At 75.1% G+C, this 16,095-nt stretch carries 14 protein-coding genes; 4 read left to right on the top strand and 10 right to left on the bottom strand.

Features of this window, described 5'->3' with window-relative positions; all coding sequences use genetic code 11:
• Positions 1 to 87: 87 nt before the first annotated feature.
• A complete protein-coding gene (locus tag FXF68_RS14150; RefSeq protein WP_148759478.1) occupies positions 88 to 672 on the bottom strand; it encodes a Uma2 family endonuclease in 585 nt (194 codons plus the stop codon).
• A 344-nt stretch (positions 673 to 1,016) separates the two neighbouring features.
• Here FXF68_RS14150 and FXF68_RS14145 point away from each other — a divergent pair, with 344 nt between their 5' ends.
• The gene (locus FXF68_RS14145; RefSeq protein ID WP_148759477.1) at positions 1,017 to 3,512 is read left to right on the top strand and encodes a hypothetical protein; all 2,496 of its coding nucleotides are present in this window, start codon (positions 1,017 to 1,019) and stop codon (positions 3,510 to 3,512) included.
• A 226-nt stretch (positions 3,513 to 3,738) separates the two neighbouring features.
• Here FXF68_RS14145 and FXF68_RS14140 read toward each other — a convergent pair whose 3' ends face one another.
• The 3 genes from FXF68_RS14140 to FXF68_RS14130 all read right to left on the bottom strand — a co-directional run bounded on the left by FXF68_RS14140 (position 3,739) and on the right by FXF68_RS14130 (position 6,215).
• A complete protein-coding gene (locus FXF68_RS14140) occupies positions 3,739 to 3,924 on the bottom strand; it encodes a hypothetical protein (protein WP_148759476.1) in 186 nt (61 codons plus the stop codon).
• A gap of 125 nt (positions 3,925 to 4,049) precedes the next feature.
• Entirely contained in the window at positions 4,050 to 5,948 is a 1,899-nt protein-coding gene (locus tag FXF68_RS14135; protein WP_246178677.1) for an endonuclease/exonuclease/phosphatase, read from the bottom strand.
• Positions 5,949 to 6,023: 75 nt separating this feature from the next.
• Entirely contained in the window at positions 6,024 to 6,215 is a 192-nt protein-coding gene (locus FXF68_RS14130; protein WP_148759475.1) for a ferredoxin, read from the bottom strand.
• 155 nt (positions 6,216 to 6,370) lie between these two features.
• Here FXF68_RS14130 and FXF68_RS14125 point away from each other — a divergent pair, with 155 nt between their 5' ends.
• Positions 6,371 to 7,090 carry a class I SAM-dependent methyltransferase gene (locus FXF68_RS14125; protein WP_148759474.1) on the top strand — a complete coding sequence of 240 codons (720 nt, stop codon included), beginning with the start codon at positions 6,371 to 6,373 and terminating at the stop codon, positions 7,088 to 7,090.
• A 42-nt stretch (positions 7,091 to 7,132) separates the two neighbouring features.
• Here the strand turns inward: FXF68_RS14125 and FXF68_RS14120 are convergent, their stop codons facing one another.
• The 6 genes from FXF68_RS14120 to FXF68_RS14095 all read right to left on the bottom strand — a co-directional run bounded on the left by FXF68_RS14120 (position 7,133) and on the right by FXF68_RS14095 (position 14,282).
• Positions 7,133 to 8,260: a prenyltransferase/squalene oxidase repeat-containing protein gene (locus FXF68_RS14120; RefSeq protein ID WP_148759473.1), complete on the bottom strand. Its 1,128-nt coding sequence runs from the start codon at positions 8,258 to 8,260 to the stop codon at positions 7,133 to 7,135.
• Entirely contained in the window at positions 8,250 to 9,011 is a 762-nt protein-coding gene (locus tag FXF68_RS14115) for a class I SAM-dependent methyltransferase (protein ID WP_187437990.1), read from the bottom strand. The genes FXF68_RS14120 and FXF68_RS14115 overlap by 11 nt, the downstream gene beginning before the upstream one ends.
• Positions 9,012 to 9,083: 72 nt before the next feature.
• Positions 9,084 to 10,379, bottom strand: a complete 1,296-nt coding sequence (locus tag FXF68_RS14110; protein ID WP_246178676.1) for a glycosyltransferase family 4 protein — start codon at positions 10,377 to 10,379, stop codon at positions 9,084 to 9,086.
• 186 nt (positions 10,380 to 10,565) lie between these two features.
• On the bottom strand, positions 10,566 to 11,825 hold the full coding sequence (locus FXF68_RS14105; RefSeq protein ID WP_148759471.1) for a cytochrome P450: 1,260 nt from the start codon (positions 11,823 to 11,825) through the stop codon (positions 10,566 to 10,568).
• A 178-nt stretch (positions 11,826 to 12,003) separates the two neighbouring features.
• Entirely contained in the window at positions 12,004 to 12,993 is a 990-nt protein-coding gene (locus tag FXF68_RS14100) for an MBL fold metallo-hydrolase (protein ID WP_148759470.1), read from the bottom strand.
• 128 nt (positions 12,994 to 13,121) lie between these two features.
• The gene (locus tag FXF68_RS14095; protein ID WP_148759469.1) at positions 13,122 to 14,282 is read right to left on the bottom strand and encodes a steroid 3-ketoacyl-CoA thiolase; all 1,161 of its coding nucleotides are present in this window, start codon (positions 14,280 to 14,282) and stop codon (positions 13,122 to 13,124) included.
• A gap of 175 nt (positions 14,283 to 14,457) precedes the next feature.
• Here FXF68_RS14095 and FXF68_RS14090 point away from each other — a divergent pair, with 175 nt between their 5' ends.
• The gene (locus tag FXF68_RS14090) at positions 14,458 to 14,892 is read left to right on the top strand and encodes a hypothetical protein (RefSeq protein ID WP_148759468.1); all 435 of its coding nucleotides are present in this window, start codon (positions 14,458 to 14,460) and stop codon (positions 14,890 to 14,892) included.
• A gap of 201 nt (positions 14,893 to 15,093) precedes the next feature.
• Positions 15,094 to 16,095, top strand: a complete 1,002-nt coding sequence (locus FXF68_RS14085) for a 3-oxoacyl-ACP synthase III family protein (protein ID WP_148759467.1) — start codon at positions 15,094 to 15,096, stop codon at positions 16,093 to 16,095.

The raw sequence follows: 16,095 nt of genomic DNA, 5'->3' as shown, positions 1-16,095 counted from the left end.
TGCGGCCAGCCTTCCCGGCGCGGGCGGGCCGGACGAGCGGCGGGATCGCCATCCTCCGTAAAGATCCGGCCACCCGGGGGCCGGGCGTCAGTCCATCTCGGACAGGCGGACGGGGTCGAACGCCATCGGGAACGGCCGGTCGAGCGCGACGGTCTCGCCGGAGCGCGCCTTGCCCGCCAGCTCGTAGCGGCCGTCCGCCAGTTCGAGCATCGTGATCAGGGGGCGCGGTTCGAGGTCGACGATCCAGTAGTGCGGGATTCCGGTGGCGGCGTACTCGTCCACCTTGTGGACGCGGTCGATCCGCTCGTTCACCGTGCGGGGTGTGACCACCTCGGCGACAAGGATGAGGTCGGGGCCGTAGTAGGTGCGGGTCCGGCGCTCCAGCGCGGCGCGGGCGACGTCGCGGCTCACGGCGAACACGTCCGGCTTGCGGACGCCCGCCGGGGTGGTGACGTCCTGCGGGGCCCCCGCGATGTGGACGTCGGCGTCCGCCTGCCGGGCCGCGTCCTTGAGGATGCCCCTGAGCTGCTCGGCGGCGTGGTCGTGCCACAGGTCGCCGGGCAGCTCGTGCAGCCAGCCGTCGGCGAGCTCGTGGCGGCGGCCGTCCTCGGGGAGCGCGTCGAGGTCGTACAGCGTGTACGGACCGTGCGCGCGGCCGAGCGTCCCGCCCATGATTCGTCCCCCCTCGGTCTGGGCCTTTTCCGAATCTAGCGGACGGACGTCCGGCCGGGCCGCAGGCTTGATCGCGCGTCGGGATGCGGGCAATGTCGCGATAACCGAGGCGGCGGGCCGAGACGGAGCGGGCGGGCCGCGCGGGTGCGCGCGGTCGCTGGCAAGTCCTCCATATCCGGGGTTATGCCTACAAGTGGGTGATCGAGGCAAAAGATCGGTTACGCCGCCCTTGAAGTGATAGAACGCTCCCGCGGCCCGACCGGCCGCCGTTCACCCGGTTGTCCGTGCGGACACCGGCGCGGCGCGATTTGATGGTGGTCCGACAGGACCGTGAAGGAGCACGTGTGACGGCGAGGAGCCCGGAGCAGGACGAGGCCCCGCGGAGCGCCGACGAGGGCCCCGGCGGCTCCCGCCGGGTCCGGCGGCGGCTGACCTTCGGCGTCGCCGGTGACCTCGCCGACATGCCCGCGGCGCTGTCGCCCTGGCAGCGCGCGTACGAGGCGTGGCGCGCCGCCGGGCTGTCCTGGGGCCACGGCGCGCCGCCGCGCGAGCCCGCCGCCGCCCGTCCGCGCGCCCCGGAGGAGCGTCCCGCCGTCCCGTCCGCGAAACCCGCGAAACCCGCCCGGAAGCCGGCTGCGAAGCCCGCCGCGAAGCCGAGGCGCAAGACGGCGGTGTCCGAGCCGGGGGACGTGCTGGTGGCCGGGCCGCCGCGCCCGCCGAGGCCGCCGCTGATGCGGCGGCTGCGCTTCCGCGCCGCGATCGGCGCGACGCTCGTGCTGGGCGCCGCCTTCGTGGTCGTCGCCGTGTCCCAGGGCGAGGACGACGCCGTTCCCGCGCGTCCCGGCCTCCCGGCCCCGGTCGAGGCGGACGCGCTGTTCGCCGCCGACCCGGCCGCGGCGACGGACGGGCTCGTCCAGAGCCTCGCCGCCGTGGCCGCCGACGCCGGGACGCTGGTCGCCGCGGGCACCGAGGGCGACCCCGATCCGGGACGCGAGCGGCCGCAGTTCCTCGTCTCCGCGGACGCGGGCAAGACCTGGTCGCTCGCCCGGATCCGCACGCAGGACGGCACGATGCCCCCGTTGGGCGAGATCCCGTCCCACATCGCGGGCGGCGGCGGCCAGTGGATGGCGGTCGGCCGGACTCCCAGCGGCGCCACCGTCGCCTGGACCAGCGCGGACGCCAAGACCTGGACGCGGCGCCAGCCGTCCGCCGCCTTCAAGCCGACCGACCGGGTGAACGGCCTGGCCCGGACGGGCGGCGGCTTCGTCGCGGTAGGCGGCACGGTGGGCGGCCGGGCCGTCGTCTGGACCTCGCCGGACGGCCAGACCTGGCAGCGCGACGAGAGCCTCACGTGGATCGCCGGCCTCGACCGGGTGGCCTCGTCCGGCGGCGTGCTCGTCGCGCACGGGACGCAGGCGCGCAAGGTGACCACCAGGAAGGGCCGGAGGAAGGTCACCCGCACGGTGCGCTCGGAGGGCTTCTGGCGGTCCGCCGACGCGGGCCGCACCTGGACGGGCGTGAGCGTCCCGCAGGGGCAGGGCTCGTACGGGGAGACGAGGGGACTCGCGGCCGGGCCGGGCGGCGGGTTCGCGACCGTCCGGGAGGGCAGCCGGACGACCGGTCCGAAGAAGCGCCGCAAGACGGCCCGCTTCGGCGTCCTGTTCACCTCGCCGGACGGGCGGCGCTGGCAGGCCGTCGGCCGGTTCGGCGGCGGCGGGATCGAGCGGTTCGGCGGCGCGCCGTCCGGCCTCGCGGTCGTTATGCGCGCCGCGACGGGGTTCACCGTTCTGCGCAGCGGCGACGGGCGCACCTGGCAGCCGGGCGGCTCCGTGCCCGCCGGGGTGCGGACGAGCGCCGTCACGGTCGCGTCCGGCGGCGCGGTCGCGGTCGCGGGACGGCAGGGCGACGACGCCTACCTGTCCGGCGTCGACCTGCGGGGCGTGGCGGGCGCGGTCCGCGCGGAGCGCGCCGTCCGGGCGCTCGCCGCCGGTCCCGGCCGCGCGGTCGCGGTGGGCAGCACGAACGGGGGGGCGGCGATCTGGTCCGCGCCGGACGGGCGCGCCTGGACGCGGGCCGGGTTCCCCGCCACCGGCGGGCGCCTCGCCGACGTCGTCCACGGGCCCAGGGGCTGGCTCGCGCTGGGCCGCACCGCCGCGTCCGGGCCGCTGGCGATGACGTCCCAGGACGGCGCCGCCTGGCAGAAGGCGGCCTTCCCCGCCGGACCGCCGCCCCTCGCGGTGGCGACCGGCCCGTCCGGCTATGTCGCGGTCGGCGCGCGGAAGGCGTGGCGCTCGGCCGACCTCGCCGCCTGGACGTCCGCTCACCTCGACGGCGTCGCCACCGCCGTGACGGCGACCGCCGACAGGTACGTGGCGGTCGGCGGCAAGGGCGAAGGGCCCGCCGCCTGGACGTCAGCGGACGGCCGCGCCTGGACCCCGGCGAAGCTCCCGGAGGGACTCACCGGCCGCCTCACCCGGGTCGCGGCGCGCGGCGGCGTCCTCGTGGCGATCGGCGCGGGCGAAGCGCCGCTGGTGTCCGCGGACGGCGGGACGACCTGGGCCCCGCAGGTCCTCGGCGCGGGCCTCGTCCCCACGGCCGTCACCGCGACGCCGGGCGGGTTCGTCGCCGCCGCGGCCACGCCGGAGGGGGACGCGGCGGTGCTGGCGTCCGCGGAGGGCGTGTCCTGGCGCCGCCTCCAGGTGCCGGGCCTGTCCGGTCCGGGAGAACGGCGGCTCACCGCCCTGACCGCGACGGACGCGGGCGTGCTGGCCACCGGGACGACGACGGACGGCGGGCGCACGGAGGCGCCGATGCTCTGGCGGGCGCGCGTCCCGGAATAAGGCGTGGTGGGGCGCGGGGCGGCTAGCCGTTGCAGCCGCAGGAGCAGCCCTTCGGGCACGAGCAGCCGTTGCCATGTCCGCAGCTACAGTCTTTTTTCGTCATGAGCGGAAAGTAACCGCTGTCGCACTTTGAGGTCTATGCCCGGTGGCGCGACGGGGACCTGTCGCGGGGGACACGGGCCGCCCCGGGGCGGGGAGTTCAGGACGACCCGTGACCTGCCCGCGGCTAGGCGTGGATATGGAGGTCCACGCCCAGCAGCACCAGGAACCAGAGGAATATCGCGAGCAGTGCGCTGCCCACGTGCCGGAGCAGGCTCGCGTTGATGTATCCGCGGTCCCAGGCGACGAACAGCCCGATGATGATGTATATGAGGCCGACCAGGCTGATGTGCGGCCGGTAGCGGGTCGCCATAACGGCGCTCCTCCCGTAGGGGGTGCGACGACCGCTGGGTGCCCGGCCCGCCCGCACGAAAACGCGAGCCTTATTCAGGACTGGGCCCCGAGGTCGTTTACGGTATGTCCGTAATTCGGGAGCCCCTATTTCCCGTCCATGTCGATGCGGACGACCGTCGGGTCGTGGTCGTCGGCGCGGTCCGCGAACTCGGCGGCGCGGTGCACGATGTCGAACTCGTGCGGGCGCCTGCGCAGCGACGGGCTGAGCAGGACGTGGTCGAGCGTCTCGGAGCCGCCCGCCGTGACCGCCGTGTACCGGTCGCCCGCGGGCAGCCGAGCCGGGAGGTCGGTGAGCCCGGCGCCGGACGCCAGCGTCCGCACCGGCGCGGACGTCTCGGCGTCGTTCAGCTCGCCCGCGACGATCACCATCGCGTCCGGGTCCGCCTTCCGGACCGACCGCACGAACCCCGCCACCACCCGGGCCTGCGCCTCGCGCCGCCACAGCGTCGGCCGGGACGGCGGCTGCCGGCGGCCGAACGCCGGGTCGTCGTCGGCGGTGCGCGGATACCACTGGTTCGCGATCACGATGAGGGGACGGCCCCGCCACCGCAGCTCCCCGGCGAGCGGCTTGCGGGCGCCCGCCCACGCGGCGTCCCGGGGCGCGATCCGGCCGGGGCTGAGCGACAGCGCGACCGCGCCGCCCCGCCGGACGGCCGCGACCGGCGTGACGGCCGGGTCGGGTCCGGCGGGCGGCGGGGCGTCCGAAAGCGGCTCCGCCGGGGCCGGACGGTCCACGAACGCGAGCCCGCGGTCGGTGCGGAACAGGAACCCGAGCCGCCGGTTGTCGCCCTTCGCGCCGCCGTCGGCGTTGTCGCGCGGGGCCACCGAGCGCCAGTCGTAGGCGGGGCCGCCCGCCGCGCTGATCGCGGTGATCAGTTGCGCGACGGTCTGGTCGGCGGCCACGGTGCCGTCGTCGTCCGGGCCGCTGTTGTCGCCGAGCCCGGTGGCCACGACCAGGTCGGGGGAGCGCAGGCCGGCCACGATGTCGGCGGCGAGCTCGGCGAACCGGTCCGGCGGCGAGTCGGGGTTCAGGCCGCCGAGCCCGGCGGTGCCGACGGCCAGCTCGCCGGGGCGCTGCGCCCGCGTCGTCTCGCGGGACGGCCCGGCGGCGGCGCGCCGCGGGGTGGCGGTGAGCAGCAGGTGGTAGTCGCCGAAGGCGTAGTCGAGGACGCCGCCGTTCGGGCCCGGCAGCCGGTCGCCGACGTCCATCGCGGGCAGCGGGGCGAGCGCGTCGTCGAGGACGATCCGCGCCGGGTTCGCGCCGCCGTCCCGGGCCGGGACGCCGCCGCGCGCCGTCCGCGGCCCGGCGCCCGCGCCCGCCGCGGGCAGCACCGGGACCTCGCCGTCGCGGGACGGCCCGGCCGCCACCGCGTCCCGGACCTCGACCCGCATGCCTTCGAGGGACTCGTAGAAGTCGAGCGCCGCGCGGCGCGGATCGAACACGCCGCCCTTCTTCAGGCCGCCCTTTTCCCCGCCGCCCTTTTCCACGTCGCCGCGCGGCCCGTCGACGACGCGGCCGGGCGGGCGCCGCCCGCCCGGACCGAGCACGACGGGCGCGGGCAGCGGCACGCCGCGCGCGGTGACGGCGGTCGCGGATGCGTCGATCTCGGTGCGGGTCAGCCCGCGGGACGCGGGGCCGCCGGGACGGAACTCGGCGACCCGCCCGTCCACCCGGACGGCGTCGCCGACCGCCGCGCGGGGCCGCGTCCGGGTGAACACGAACACGCCCTCGGACGTCGCGTCGCTCCGGTCGGGGCGCGGGTCCTGCATCCAGAACCCGTTGCCGGTCAGCGCGGTCACCACGCCCGGGACCCCGGACACGGCCGAGCCGGTCAGCGGGGAGACGTGGGCGGCGCCCTGGACGTCCCGGATCCGGACGGCGCCGGGCGGGGCGGCGGCGTGCGCCACGGGCGCCGCAACGGGCACCGCGGCGAGGGGCGCGGCGAGCGCGGCGGCGGCCAGGACCGTCCCGAGACCGTGCACCAACCGCGCTCCATGACAACCTCGGGCTCCGACAGGACGACAAGGATGATACGCGCGGGCGGGCCGGTGGGCGTGCTACTCGTCGAGCGTCAGCGCGGCCTTCGGGCACGAGCGGACGGCGTGCCGGACGCGGTCGGCCTCCTCGGGCGGGACGTCCGGCCGGAGGATCCGGAGCTCGTCGTCATCGTCGAGGTCGAAGACGTCGGGCGCGAGCCCGACGCACACGGCGTTCGCCTCGCACACCAGCGGGTCGACCCGTACTCTCATCGCTTCTCCGTTCCAGGACACCGTGACCGCCAACCTACCGAACCGGGTTCGGGGCGCGCGCCGACCGCAAAAGTAGAACACGTTCCAGTCTGCTCGGGCAAGGCGCGCGCCGCACCGGACGATCTCGGATATGGTGCCCGCACGGAGGGAGTTCGATGACCGACACCGAGGCGTCCACCGGTACGGGGACGACCGGCCGCCCCATCCCCGCGATGCCGTCCGACCTGCTGCGGGCCGCGCGCTACGCCAAGGGCTTCATGCCCGACGACGAGGGCCTCGCCCTGTACGAGGCGGGCGTCGAGTACGCGGCGCGCCCGCCCGCCGCCGGGCCGATCCTGGAGGTCGGCTCGTACTGCGGCAAGTCCGCCGTCTACCTGGGCGCCGCCGCCAGGGCCGCCGGGACGGTCGTCGTCACCGTCGACCACCACCACGGCTCGGAGGAGAACCAGGCGGGCTGGGAGCACCACGACCCGTCCCTCGTCGACCCCCGCACCGGGCGCCTGGACACCCTCCCCACGTTCCGCAAGACGATCGCCGCCGCCGGCCTGGAGGACGAGGTCGTCGCCGTCGTCGGCCAGTCCCGCACCGTGTCGGCCTTCTGGCGGACGCCCCTCGCCGTCCTGTTCATCGACGGCGGCCACGCCGAGGAGCACGCCCAGGGCGACTACGAGGGCTGGGCGCCGCACGTCGCGGTCGGCGGGGCGCTCGTCATCCACGACGTCTTCCCCGACCCGGCGGACGGCGGGCAGCCGCCCTACCACGTGTACCTGCGGGCGCTCGCGAGCGGCGCGTTCGAGGAGCGCCGCGCGGTCGGGTCGCTGCGCGTCCTGCAGCGCGTCGCCGACGCCGACCCGCTGGCGCGGCCGTCCCGCTAGAGCCGTGCCGCCAAAGCTGTGCCTGCTGGCGCGGCCGTCCCGCTAGAGCCGGGTGCGGACCGCGTCGGCCACCGAGACCAGCGCGCACCCGCAGGCGACCGGGTCGGACGCCTCGCACGGCCCGAGCGGGCGCCCGGCGATCTCCTTGAACAGCCGCGCCCCGGGCGAGGCGTCGGCCAGCGCGTCCGCCGCGAGGACGACCGCCGCCGCCGTGTACGTGGAACGGTCCCCGGGGAAGTGGCGGCGGTTCTCGAACTGCCAGCCCGTCCAGTAGGAGCCGTCCTCGTGCCGGAGGTGCTGGATGGTCGCGAACAGCTCCAGGGCGCGGTCGCGGTCGCCCGCCGCGTCCAGCGCGAGCACCAGCTCGCAGCTCTCCGCCGCCGTCACCCACGGCTGGTCGGACACGCAGCGGCAGCCGAGCCCGGGGACGACGAACGCGTCCCACCGCTCGGCGAACCGGCGCGCCGCGTCCGCGCCCCGGACGGGCCCGCCGAGCACCGGGTAGTACCAGTCCATCGACCAGCGGCTCTTGTCGGCGAACGCCTCCGGGTGCGCGGCCACCACGTGGCCGAGCTGGTCGGCGGCGAGCTCCCACTCCGGCTCCGGCTCGCCGAGGTGCTCGGCCAGCGCGACCGCGCAGCGCAGCGACTGGTAGATCGACGAGCACCCGGTCAGCAGCGCGTGGTCGGACGGCGCGCCGTCCTCGCGCCGGATCCAGATGACCTCGCCGCGCCGGGTCTGCAGGCCGAGCGTGAAGTCGATCGCCCGCCGCACGGCGGGCCACATCCGGCGCGCGAAGCCGTCGTCGCCGGTCATCAGCAGCTCGTGCCAGACGCCGACCGCGACGTAGGCGGCGTGGTTGGACTCGCCGCCCGGCTCCGTCACCGCCCCGAGGACCCATTTCGCGGGCCACGAGCCGTCCGGCCGCTGGACGCCGCGCAGCCACTCGTACGCCCGCCGCGCGTGCCCGCCGAGCCCGGCGACGCGCAGCGCCATCGCCGCCTCGACGTGGTTCCAGGCGTCCACGTGCCCGGGGACGCCCGCCGTCGGCGCGAACCACGGGATCGCGCCGGACGGCTCCTGCTGCGCCGCGATGCTGCGGGCCGTCGCGACGACGTCGTCGCGCGACAGGACGCCGGGGACCGCGGGCGGGACGGTCTCAGCCCGCATCCGCCGTCTCCCTGGCCGGGTCGGCGGCCGTCCCCGGCGCCGCGGGCTTGGCGAAGTAGACGACGACGCTCTTGCCGATCAGCGGGTTCAGGGCGCGCTCGGCCAGCCGGGTGGCGCGCGGGCGCTTCATGATGTCCCAGACGAGGAGCCGGTGGTAGGCCCTGGCGAGCGGGTGCGCGTCGTCGTTCACGCCGACCGCGCACTTGATCCACCAGTAGGGCGCGTGCAGGCCGTGCGCGTGGTGGTGGCCGCCGACCCGGAACCCGACCGACTTCAGCTTGGCCTCCAGCTCGGCGCGCGTGTAGATCCGCACGTGGCCGCCGGGGGCGGTGTGGTAGGCCTCCGACAGGGCCCAGCACACCCGCTCGGGCAGCCAGCTCGGCACCGTCACCGCGAGCCTCCCGCCGGGTCTCAGGACGCGGAGCAGCTCGCGCATCGCGCGCATGTCGTCCGGGATGTGCTCCAGCACCTCCGAGGCGACGATCGCGTCGAAGTGGTCGTCCGGGAACGGCAGGTCGAGCGCGTCGCCCTGGACCGTCTCGGCGGACGCCTCGGCCGGGACCTCGCCTTCGAGGCGCATCGCCCCGAACATCTTCTCCACGCCGGACAGCTCGCCGGCGTCCTGGTCGAAGGCCACGACGTGCGCACCCCTGCGGTACAGCTCGAAGGCGTGCCGTCCGGCGCCGCATCCCATGTCGAGGACGCGGTCTCCCGGGGTGACGCGGAACCGCTGGAAATCCACGGTCAGCAGGGTCGTGCTCCTTCCATGCCGGGGGCGCCGGGGCGGCGTCCCCTCCCTTGCCCTTACGGCCGGTGCTCGCCGCTACTCGGCCTCGCGCGCCAAGCGCAGGTAGTTCGCCTGGGCGATGGCGGCCCGGTAGTGCTCGACGGTGGCCTTCGCCACGGCCGGCCACGCGAACCGCTCCTGGACGCGGGCGAGCCCCGCGGCGCTCGCCCGCTCCCGCTCGGCCGCGTCGTCGTGCAGCCGCCGCAGCGTCGCGGCGAGCTCCTCGGCGTCGCCCGGCTGGACGAGCACGCCCGCGTCGCCGACGACCTCGGGCAGCGCCCCGGCGCGGCTCGCGACGAGCGGCGTCCCGGACGCCATGTGCTCCACGGCGGGCAGCGAGAAGCCCTCGTACCGGGACGGCACCACGGCGATCTCCGCCGACGCCATCAGCTCGCCGAGCTCGTCGTCGCTGATCCCGCTGACGAACCGGACGCGCTCGCCGAGCGCCAGCTCGCGCACGAGCTTCTCGGTCGGGCCGTCCTTCTGCGGGCGGCTGACGACGATGACGTGCACGTCGCGCTCGGTGGCGAGCTTGGCGACCGCGCGCAGCAGCACGTCCACGCCCTTGATCGGCGCGTCCGCGCTGGCCATCGCGACGATCCGGCCGGGCACGCGCTCGCCGCGCGGGTGGAAGATCCGGGTGTCGACGCCGAGCGGCAGGATGTCGATGTCGCGGGGGTCGACCTTGAAGTCCTTGACGATGTCGACCTTGGACGACTCCGACACCGTCAGCACCGGCCCGACCCGCCGCGACACCTGCGCCTGCATCGCGACGAACCCGTACCAGCGGCGCTTGCCGAGCTTCTGCTTGACGCCCCGCGCCGCCTGGATGTCGATCCGCCGGTCGACGCTGATCGGGTGGTGGATGCTCGTGACGAGCGGCAGCCCGAGCCGGGGGATGCCGAGGTTGCCCAGCCCGAGGACCTGGTTGTCGTGGACGACGTCGAAGTCGCGCCGCCTCCGCCGCAGCTCGCGCAGCACTCGCAGGCTGAACGTCAGCGGCTCCGGGAAGCCGCCGGTCTTCATGTGCGCGAACTCGAGGACGTCCACCCAGTCGCGGAACTCGCCGAGGGACGGGGTGCGGAACGGGTCCTCGTCCCGGTACAGGTCGAGGCTCGGGATCTTGGTGAGGACGATCCCGTCGCGGTCGAGCTCCGGGTACGGCTGCCCGGACAGCACCTCCACCGCGTGCCCGAGGTCGGCGAGCTCCCGGCTCAGATGCCGGAGGTAGACGCCCTGGCCGCCGCAGTGCGGCTTGCTCCGGTACGACAGCAGGGCCACCCGGAGCGGTCCGCCCGGCTCGCCCGCCCCAACCACGTCGGTCCCCCGCACGCACCGCTCCCGTCAGTCGAGGGACGCCGGGGCGCGCGCGCACCGGCATCACCCTGATGCCGTCGATGAAACTAGACCTTAGCCACCGTACGTTACCGCTGAGTCAATATTGGGTGGTGCGTCCAAGAGTGTTCCGAAGAGCACACCGCGCCTGACTCTTCCCGTTCAGGACGGGGTGAAGCGGATTCAGGACGGGGTGAAGCGGACCGGCAGCTCCTTGAGGCCGTTGACGAAGTTCGACCGGAGCCGGCGGGGCTCGCCCGCCGGGGCGATGTCGGGCATCCGGTCCAGGATCGTCTCGAAGATGATCTTCAGGTTCATCCGGGCGAGGTGGGTGCCGAGGCAGAAGTGCGGGCCGCCGCCGCCGAACCCGAGGTGCGGGTTCGGGTCGCGGCCGACGTCGAAGGAGAACGGGTCGTCGAACACGCGCTCGTCGCGGTTGGCCGAGCCGTAGAACAGGACGACCTTGTCGCCCGCCTTGATCTCCTTGCCGCCGAGCTCGACGTCGGAGAGGGCCGTCCGGCGGAACTGGTTGATCGGGCTCACCCAGCGGACGATCTCCTCGACCGCCGCCGGCAGCAGGCTCCGGTCGGCGCGCAGCCGCTCCCACTGGTCGGGGCGCTCGAAGAACGCCTGCATGCCGCCCGCCGTCGCGGTCCGGGTGGTCTCGTTCCCGGCGATGCCCAGCATGATCACGAAGAGCGCGAACTCCTCCTCGCTGATCCGGTTGCCGTCGGCGTCCGGGGTGAGGAGCTTGGTCACGATGTCGTCGCGCGGGGTGGACTCGCGGGCGCGGGCCAGCTCGCCCGCCCAGCCCGCGAACTCGGCGGCGCAGATCTGCGACTCCGTCCGGTCGCCGATGTAGTCGGGGTCGTTGAACGCGACCAGCTTGTTCGACCAGTGGAAGACCTTCGCCCGGTCCTCAAGGGGCGCGCCGAGCAGCTCGCAGATCGTGTAGAGCGGCAGCGGGGCGGCGAAGTACTCGACGAAGTCGCACTCGCCGAGCGGGGCCGCCTCGTCGATCAGCTTGTCGCAGATCTCGCGGATGTGGTCCTGGAGCTTGCCGATCATGCGCGGGGTGAAGCCCTTGTTCACCATGGAGCGCAGGCGGGTGTGGTCGGGCGGGTCCTGGAACAGCATCATCTGGCCGTAGAGGGCGATGTCCTCTTCGGTGAACTCCTCGAACATCGCCGTCCGCGCGTGGGAGGAGTACGGGTCGGCGCGCCGCGACACCTGCACCACGTCCTCGTGCCGGGTGATCGCCCAGAACCCGGGCACGCCCTCGTTCGGGTCCTGGTGCCAGTGGACGGGGTCGTTGTCGCGCAGCCACTGGAACTGCCGGTGCGGGATCCCGCCGCGCTCGTAGACCCCCGGATCGATGACGTCGATCTCGGGAGCGCGGAACGGCCGCGTTGCGGAGGCGGTGGACTGGGCGACAGCAGCCATGGAAGACCCTTCGTGCCGGGGTGGGGGACCGCGCGCGCCCGCCTTTGACTGAGCGCTTGCTCGGTCCCCGCGGACCTAGAACAGGTTCTAACATGAGACTGGAGTCTCATCAAGGGTCCAGCGGCCCGAGTGACCCGGGTCGCACCCGTCTCTCACCTCGCCGTACGGGACGACCCGGTCAGCGCAGGACGTACCGGAGCGGGTCGTCGGCGCCGTCGCGGCGCGCGATCCCGCGCGTCTCCAGCGTGCGGAGGTGCGCTGCGGCCTCGGCGGCGGCCATCCGGCGGGACTGCCGCGTCATGTCCGCCCAGGGGTGCCGCCAGGTCAGCCCGGCGGTTAGGTCCCACAGCGTGATCGGACGGGCCGACAGCAGCGCCGCCACCTCCGCGAGCCGCTCCTCGTGGTGGCCGATGATCTCCCGGGCGCGTCCGGCGAGGCCGTTGAAGCGGTACTGGTGGGCGGGCAGCACCTCGTCCACGGACATCGCGGAGACCTTGTCGAGCGAGCCGAGGAAGTCGCTCAGCGGGTCGACGTCCGGGAAGTCGTAAGGGTAGAGGCCGATGTGCGGGGTGATGCGCGGCAGGACGTGGTCGCCGGTGAAGATGCGGTCGCCGTCCTCCAGGTGGAGGCAGATGTGGCCGGGGGAGTGGCCGGGCGTCCAGATGACGCGGAGCCTGCGGCCGGGGAGGTCGACGAGGTCGCCGTCGGAGATCTCGCGGTCCGGCAGCGCGGGCGGGGAGACGCGCGGCCCGTCGGCGCGGTCGGCCAGCTCCGACTCCGCGGCCCCGGCGCGGCGCAGCGCGGTCAGCTCGAACTCGCGCCGCCCGCCCTGCCCGGCGGACCGGAACAGCTTGACGATCCCGGCGTCCGCCGGGTGCATGGCGATCCAGGCGCCGGACGCCTCGCGGACGCGCCCCGCGAGCCCCGCGTGGTCGGGGTGGTAGTGCGTGACGACCACGCCGCGGACGTCGGCGACGTCGATCCCGAACGCGGCGAGCCCGCCGCGCAGGGCGCTCCAGGCGTCCTCGTGCTGCCAGCCCGCGTCGATCAGGACGGGCCCGCGCGGGCTCTCCAGCGCGTACACGAGCGTGTAGGCGAGCGGGTTGTCCGGGATCGGGACTGGAACGCTCCAGAGTCCGCCGCCGAGGTCTTCGGGTTCGGGCTGCAAGGAGACCGCCTTTCGCGCCGCGAGCGGCGGCGCCGGTGGGATCGGGGCCCCGGTGACCTTACCCGGAGCGCGGACGGGGCCCAGGGGGCGTCGTCCCCCTGGGCCCGTTGCGGGTCCGACGCGGCGCGTCAGACCCGTTCGAGGATGGTCGCGGTGGACAGCGCGCCGCCCGCGCACATCGTGATCAGCGCCGTCCCGGCGTCGCGCCGCTCCAGCTCGTGCAGCGCGGTCGTGATCAGCCGCGCGCCGGTGGCGCCGACCGGGTGGCCGAGCGCGATCGCGCCGCCGTTGACGTTGACGCGGTCCATGTCCGGCCCGTGGACGGACGCCCACGACAGCACGATCGACGCGAACGCCTCGTTGATCTCGGTGACGTCGATGTCGCCCATCGCCATCCCGGACCGCTGGAGGACGCGCTCGGTCGCCTGGACGGGGCCGTCCAGGTGGTAGTACGGCTCGGCGCCGACGAGCGCCTGCGTCCTGATCCGGGCGCGGGGGCGCAGCCCGAGCGCCCGCGCCCTCTCCTCCGACATCAGCACGACGGCGGCGGCGCCGTCCGAGATCTGGGACGAGGTGCCCGCCGTGTGCAGCCCCTCCGGGCCGAGCACGGGCTTGAGCCTGCCCAGCCCGTCGGCGGTCGTCTCGCGCAGGCCCTGGTCGCGGGCGACCTCCCGGGTCTCGCCGGTCGGGTTCCCCTCGGCGTCCAGGACGGGCGCGGTGATCGGGGCGACCTCGCGGTCGAAGCGGCCGTCCGCCCACGCCTTGGCGGCGAGCTGCTGCGAGCGGGCGCCGAACGCGTCGAGGTCGGCGCGGGTGATGCCGCGCCGGGCGGCGATCCGCTCGGCGGCCTCGAACTGGTTCGGCATGTCGATCGACCAGTCGTCCGGGCGCGGGTTCGCGGGCAGCACGTTGCTGCCGAGCGGGGCGCGGCTCATCACCTCGACGCCGCAGCCGATGGCGACGTCCACGACCCCGGCCGCGATCTGCGCCGCCGCGAGGTGGACGGCCTGCTGCGACGACCCGCACTGCGCGTCGAGCGTCGTCACGCCGGTCTGCCAGGGCAGGCCCGCGTACAGCCAGGAGTAGCGGCCGACGTGCCCGCCCTGCTCGCCCGCCTGCGTCACGCAGCCCGCGAAGACCTGCTCGACCTCGGCGGCGTCGACGCCGGAGCGGTCGACGGCGGCGGTCAGCGCGTGCGCGAGGACGGCCATCGGCTTCAGACCGGCCAGCACGCCGCCGCGCTTCCCGAGCGGCGTGCGCACCGCCTCGACGATCACCGGGGTTCCCATGCGGTCTCCTTCTAGAACGCGATTCAGCTTCGACCGTAGCCCGAGCCCGATCTTCGCGGCGGCACGGGTCCCGGAGAGCAGGACGGAGGAAGCCGCGGGGCGCGCGGGCCGGGGGAACCGCCCGGAGCGTCGACTAGCCTGGGGATCCTGACCGCCCCCCGCGCCGGAGACCCTCATGGCCGCAGACTTCGACGAGCCCGTGTTCGACGACGATTTCGTCCGGAGCGCCGCGTTCACCGAGCCGTCCGCGCTCGAACGGGCCCGGCCGCCGAGCCGCCGCGAGCGGCGCCGCTCCCGCCGGGCCGCCCGCCGCGCCGGGCTGGGCGGCGCCGGAGTGGGCGGCGCCGGAGTGGGCGGCGCCGGAGTGGGCGGCGGCCGGTTCGCGCGGCGCGGCGGCGGGCGCCGCGACCCGAGCCACCGCCGGGCCGTGGTCCAGCTGGTCGCCGGCCTGCTCGTGCTGTTCGCGATCTCGTTCGCGCTGTGGTGGTGGAACTCGGCGTCGCGGGACGAGCGGCCGGTGCGCCCGATCGTCCCGACGATCACCGACTCGCCGCCGTCGCCCGCGCCGACGACGGCGAAGCCGTCCCCGTCGGCCATCCCGGAGGTCTAGCCGAACCCGCCCCTGACCGGGTGCAATGCCTCATATGGGATAAGTGGTAGTACTCACCCTGAAGTCGGGTACAACGCCCGTCCTCGGTTCCGTAGGGTCGCCCTGTCCGGGGGCGGCGCGGGTCGGCGAGGCTGGCCGTCCACGGAGCACGAGGAACCGGGGAGAGCCCAGCCATGAAAGCCCACCCATGAGAGCCCTGCCATGAGGGCCCGCATCACCGCCGCCGCGGCGCACCTGCCCGCGCGGACGGTCACCAGCGCCGAGGTCGAGGCGCGGGTCGCGGCCGAGAGCGGCGGCTACCGGCCGCGCCCGACGATCGTCGAGCGGATGACCGGGATCCGGGCGCGGCATGTCATGGCGGACGGCGAGCAGGCGTCCGACCTCGCCGTCGCGGCGGCCCGGCGGGCGCTCGCCGAGCGCGGGACGCGGCCCGAGGGCCTCGACCTGATCGTCTTCGCGTCCGCGTCGCAGGACCTGATCGAGCCCGCCACCGCGCACATCGTCGCCGCGAAGCTCGGCGCGTCCTGCCCGGTGTTCGACGTCAAGAACGCCTGCAACAGCTTCCTCAACGGGCTGCAGGTGGCGGACGCGCTGATCCGCACCGGGCAGCACGAGCGGGTGCTGGTGTGCACGGGGGAGAGCCCGTCGCGCGCGATCCGGTGGAAGGTGCGCGACCGGGCGCAGTTCGCGGACGCCTTCGCGGGCTACACGCTGTCCGACGCCGGGGCCGCGACGCTCGTCGAGGCGTCCCCCGACGGTGGGATCTTCTACCGCGACTTCGCCGCCGTCTCCACCGCCTGGCCGGTCGGGACGCTCCCGGCGGGCGGCTCGATGCGCCCCCGCGACCTCGACGCCACCTACTTCAGCGGGGACGGGCGGCGGCTCCGCGACGTGTTCGTCGCCGCGGGCGCGGAGATCTTCACGACAGCGCTGCAGAAGACCGGCCTGGCCTGGGACGACTTCGCCGTCGTCGCCGTCCACCAGGTGACGGTGCCCTACCTGGAGCTGCTGCGGACGGTCCTCGGCGTCCCCGCCGACCGGCTCGTCGTGACGCTGCCCGAGCACGGCAACACGGCGTCGGCGAGCCTGCCGCTCCAGCTCGCCACGGCTCGCGCGGAAGGGCGCTGCGGCCCCGGCGACCGCGTCGCGCTGGTCGGGCTGGCGGGCGGCGCCAGCCTCGGCGTCGTGTTCGCGGAGCTGTGA

This window comes from Actinomadura decatromicini (assembly GCF_008121305.1).
GTDB classification, from domain to species: domain Bacteria; phylum Actinomycetota; class Actinomycetes; order Streptosporangiales; family Streptosporangiaceae; genus Spirillospora; species Spirillospora syzygii.
The sequence above is the reverse complement of the archived record's forward strand: the minus strand, read 5'-3'. Positions and strand labels throughout refer to the sequence as shown.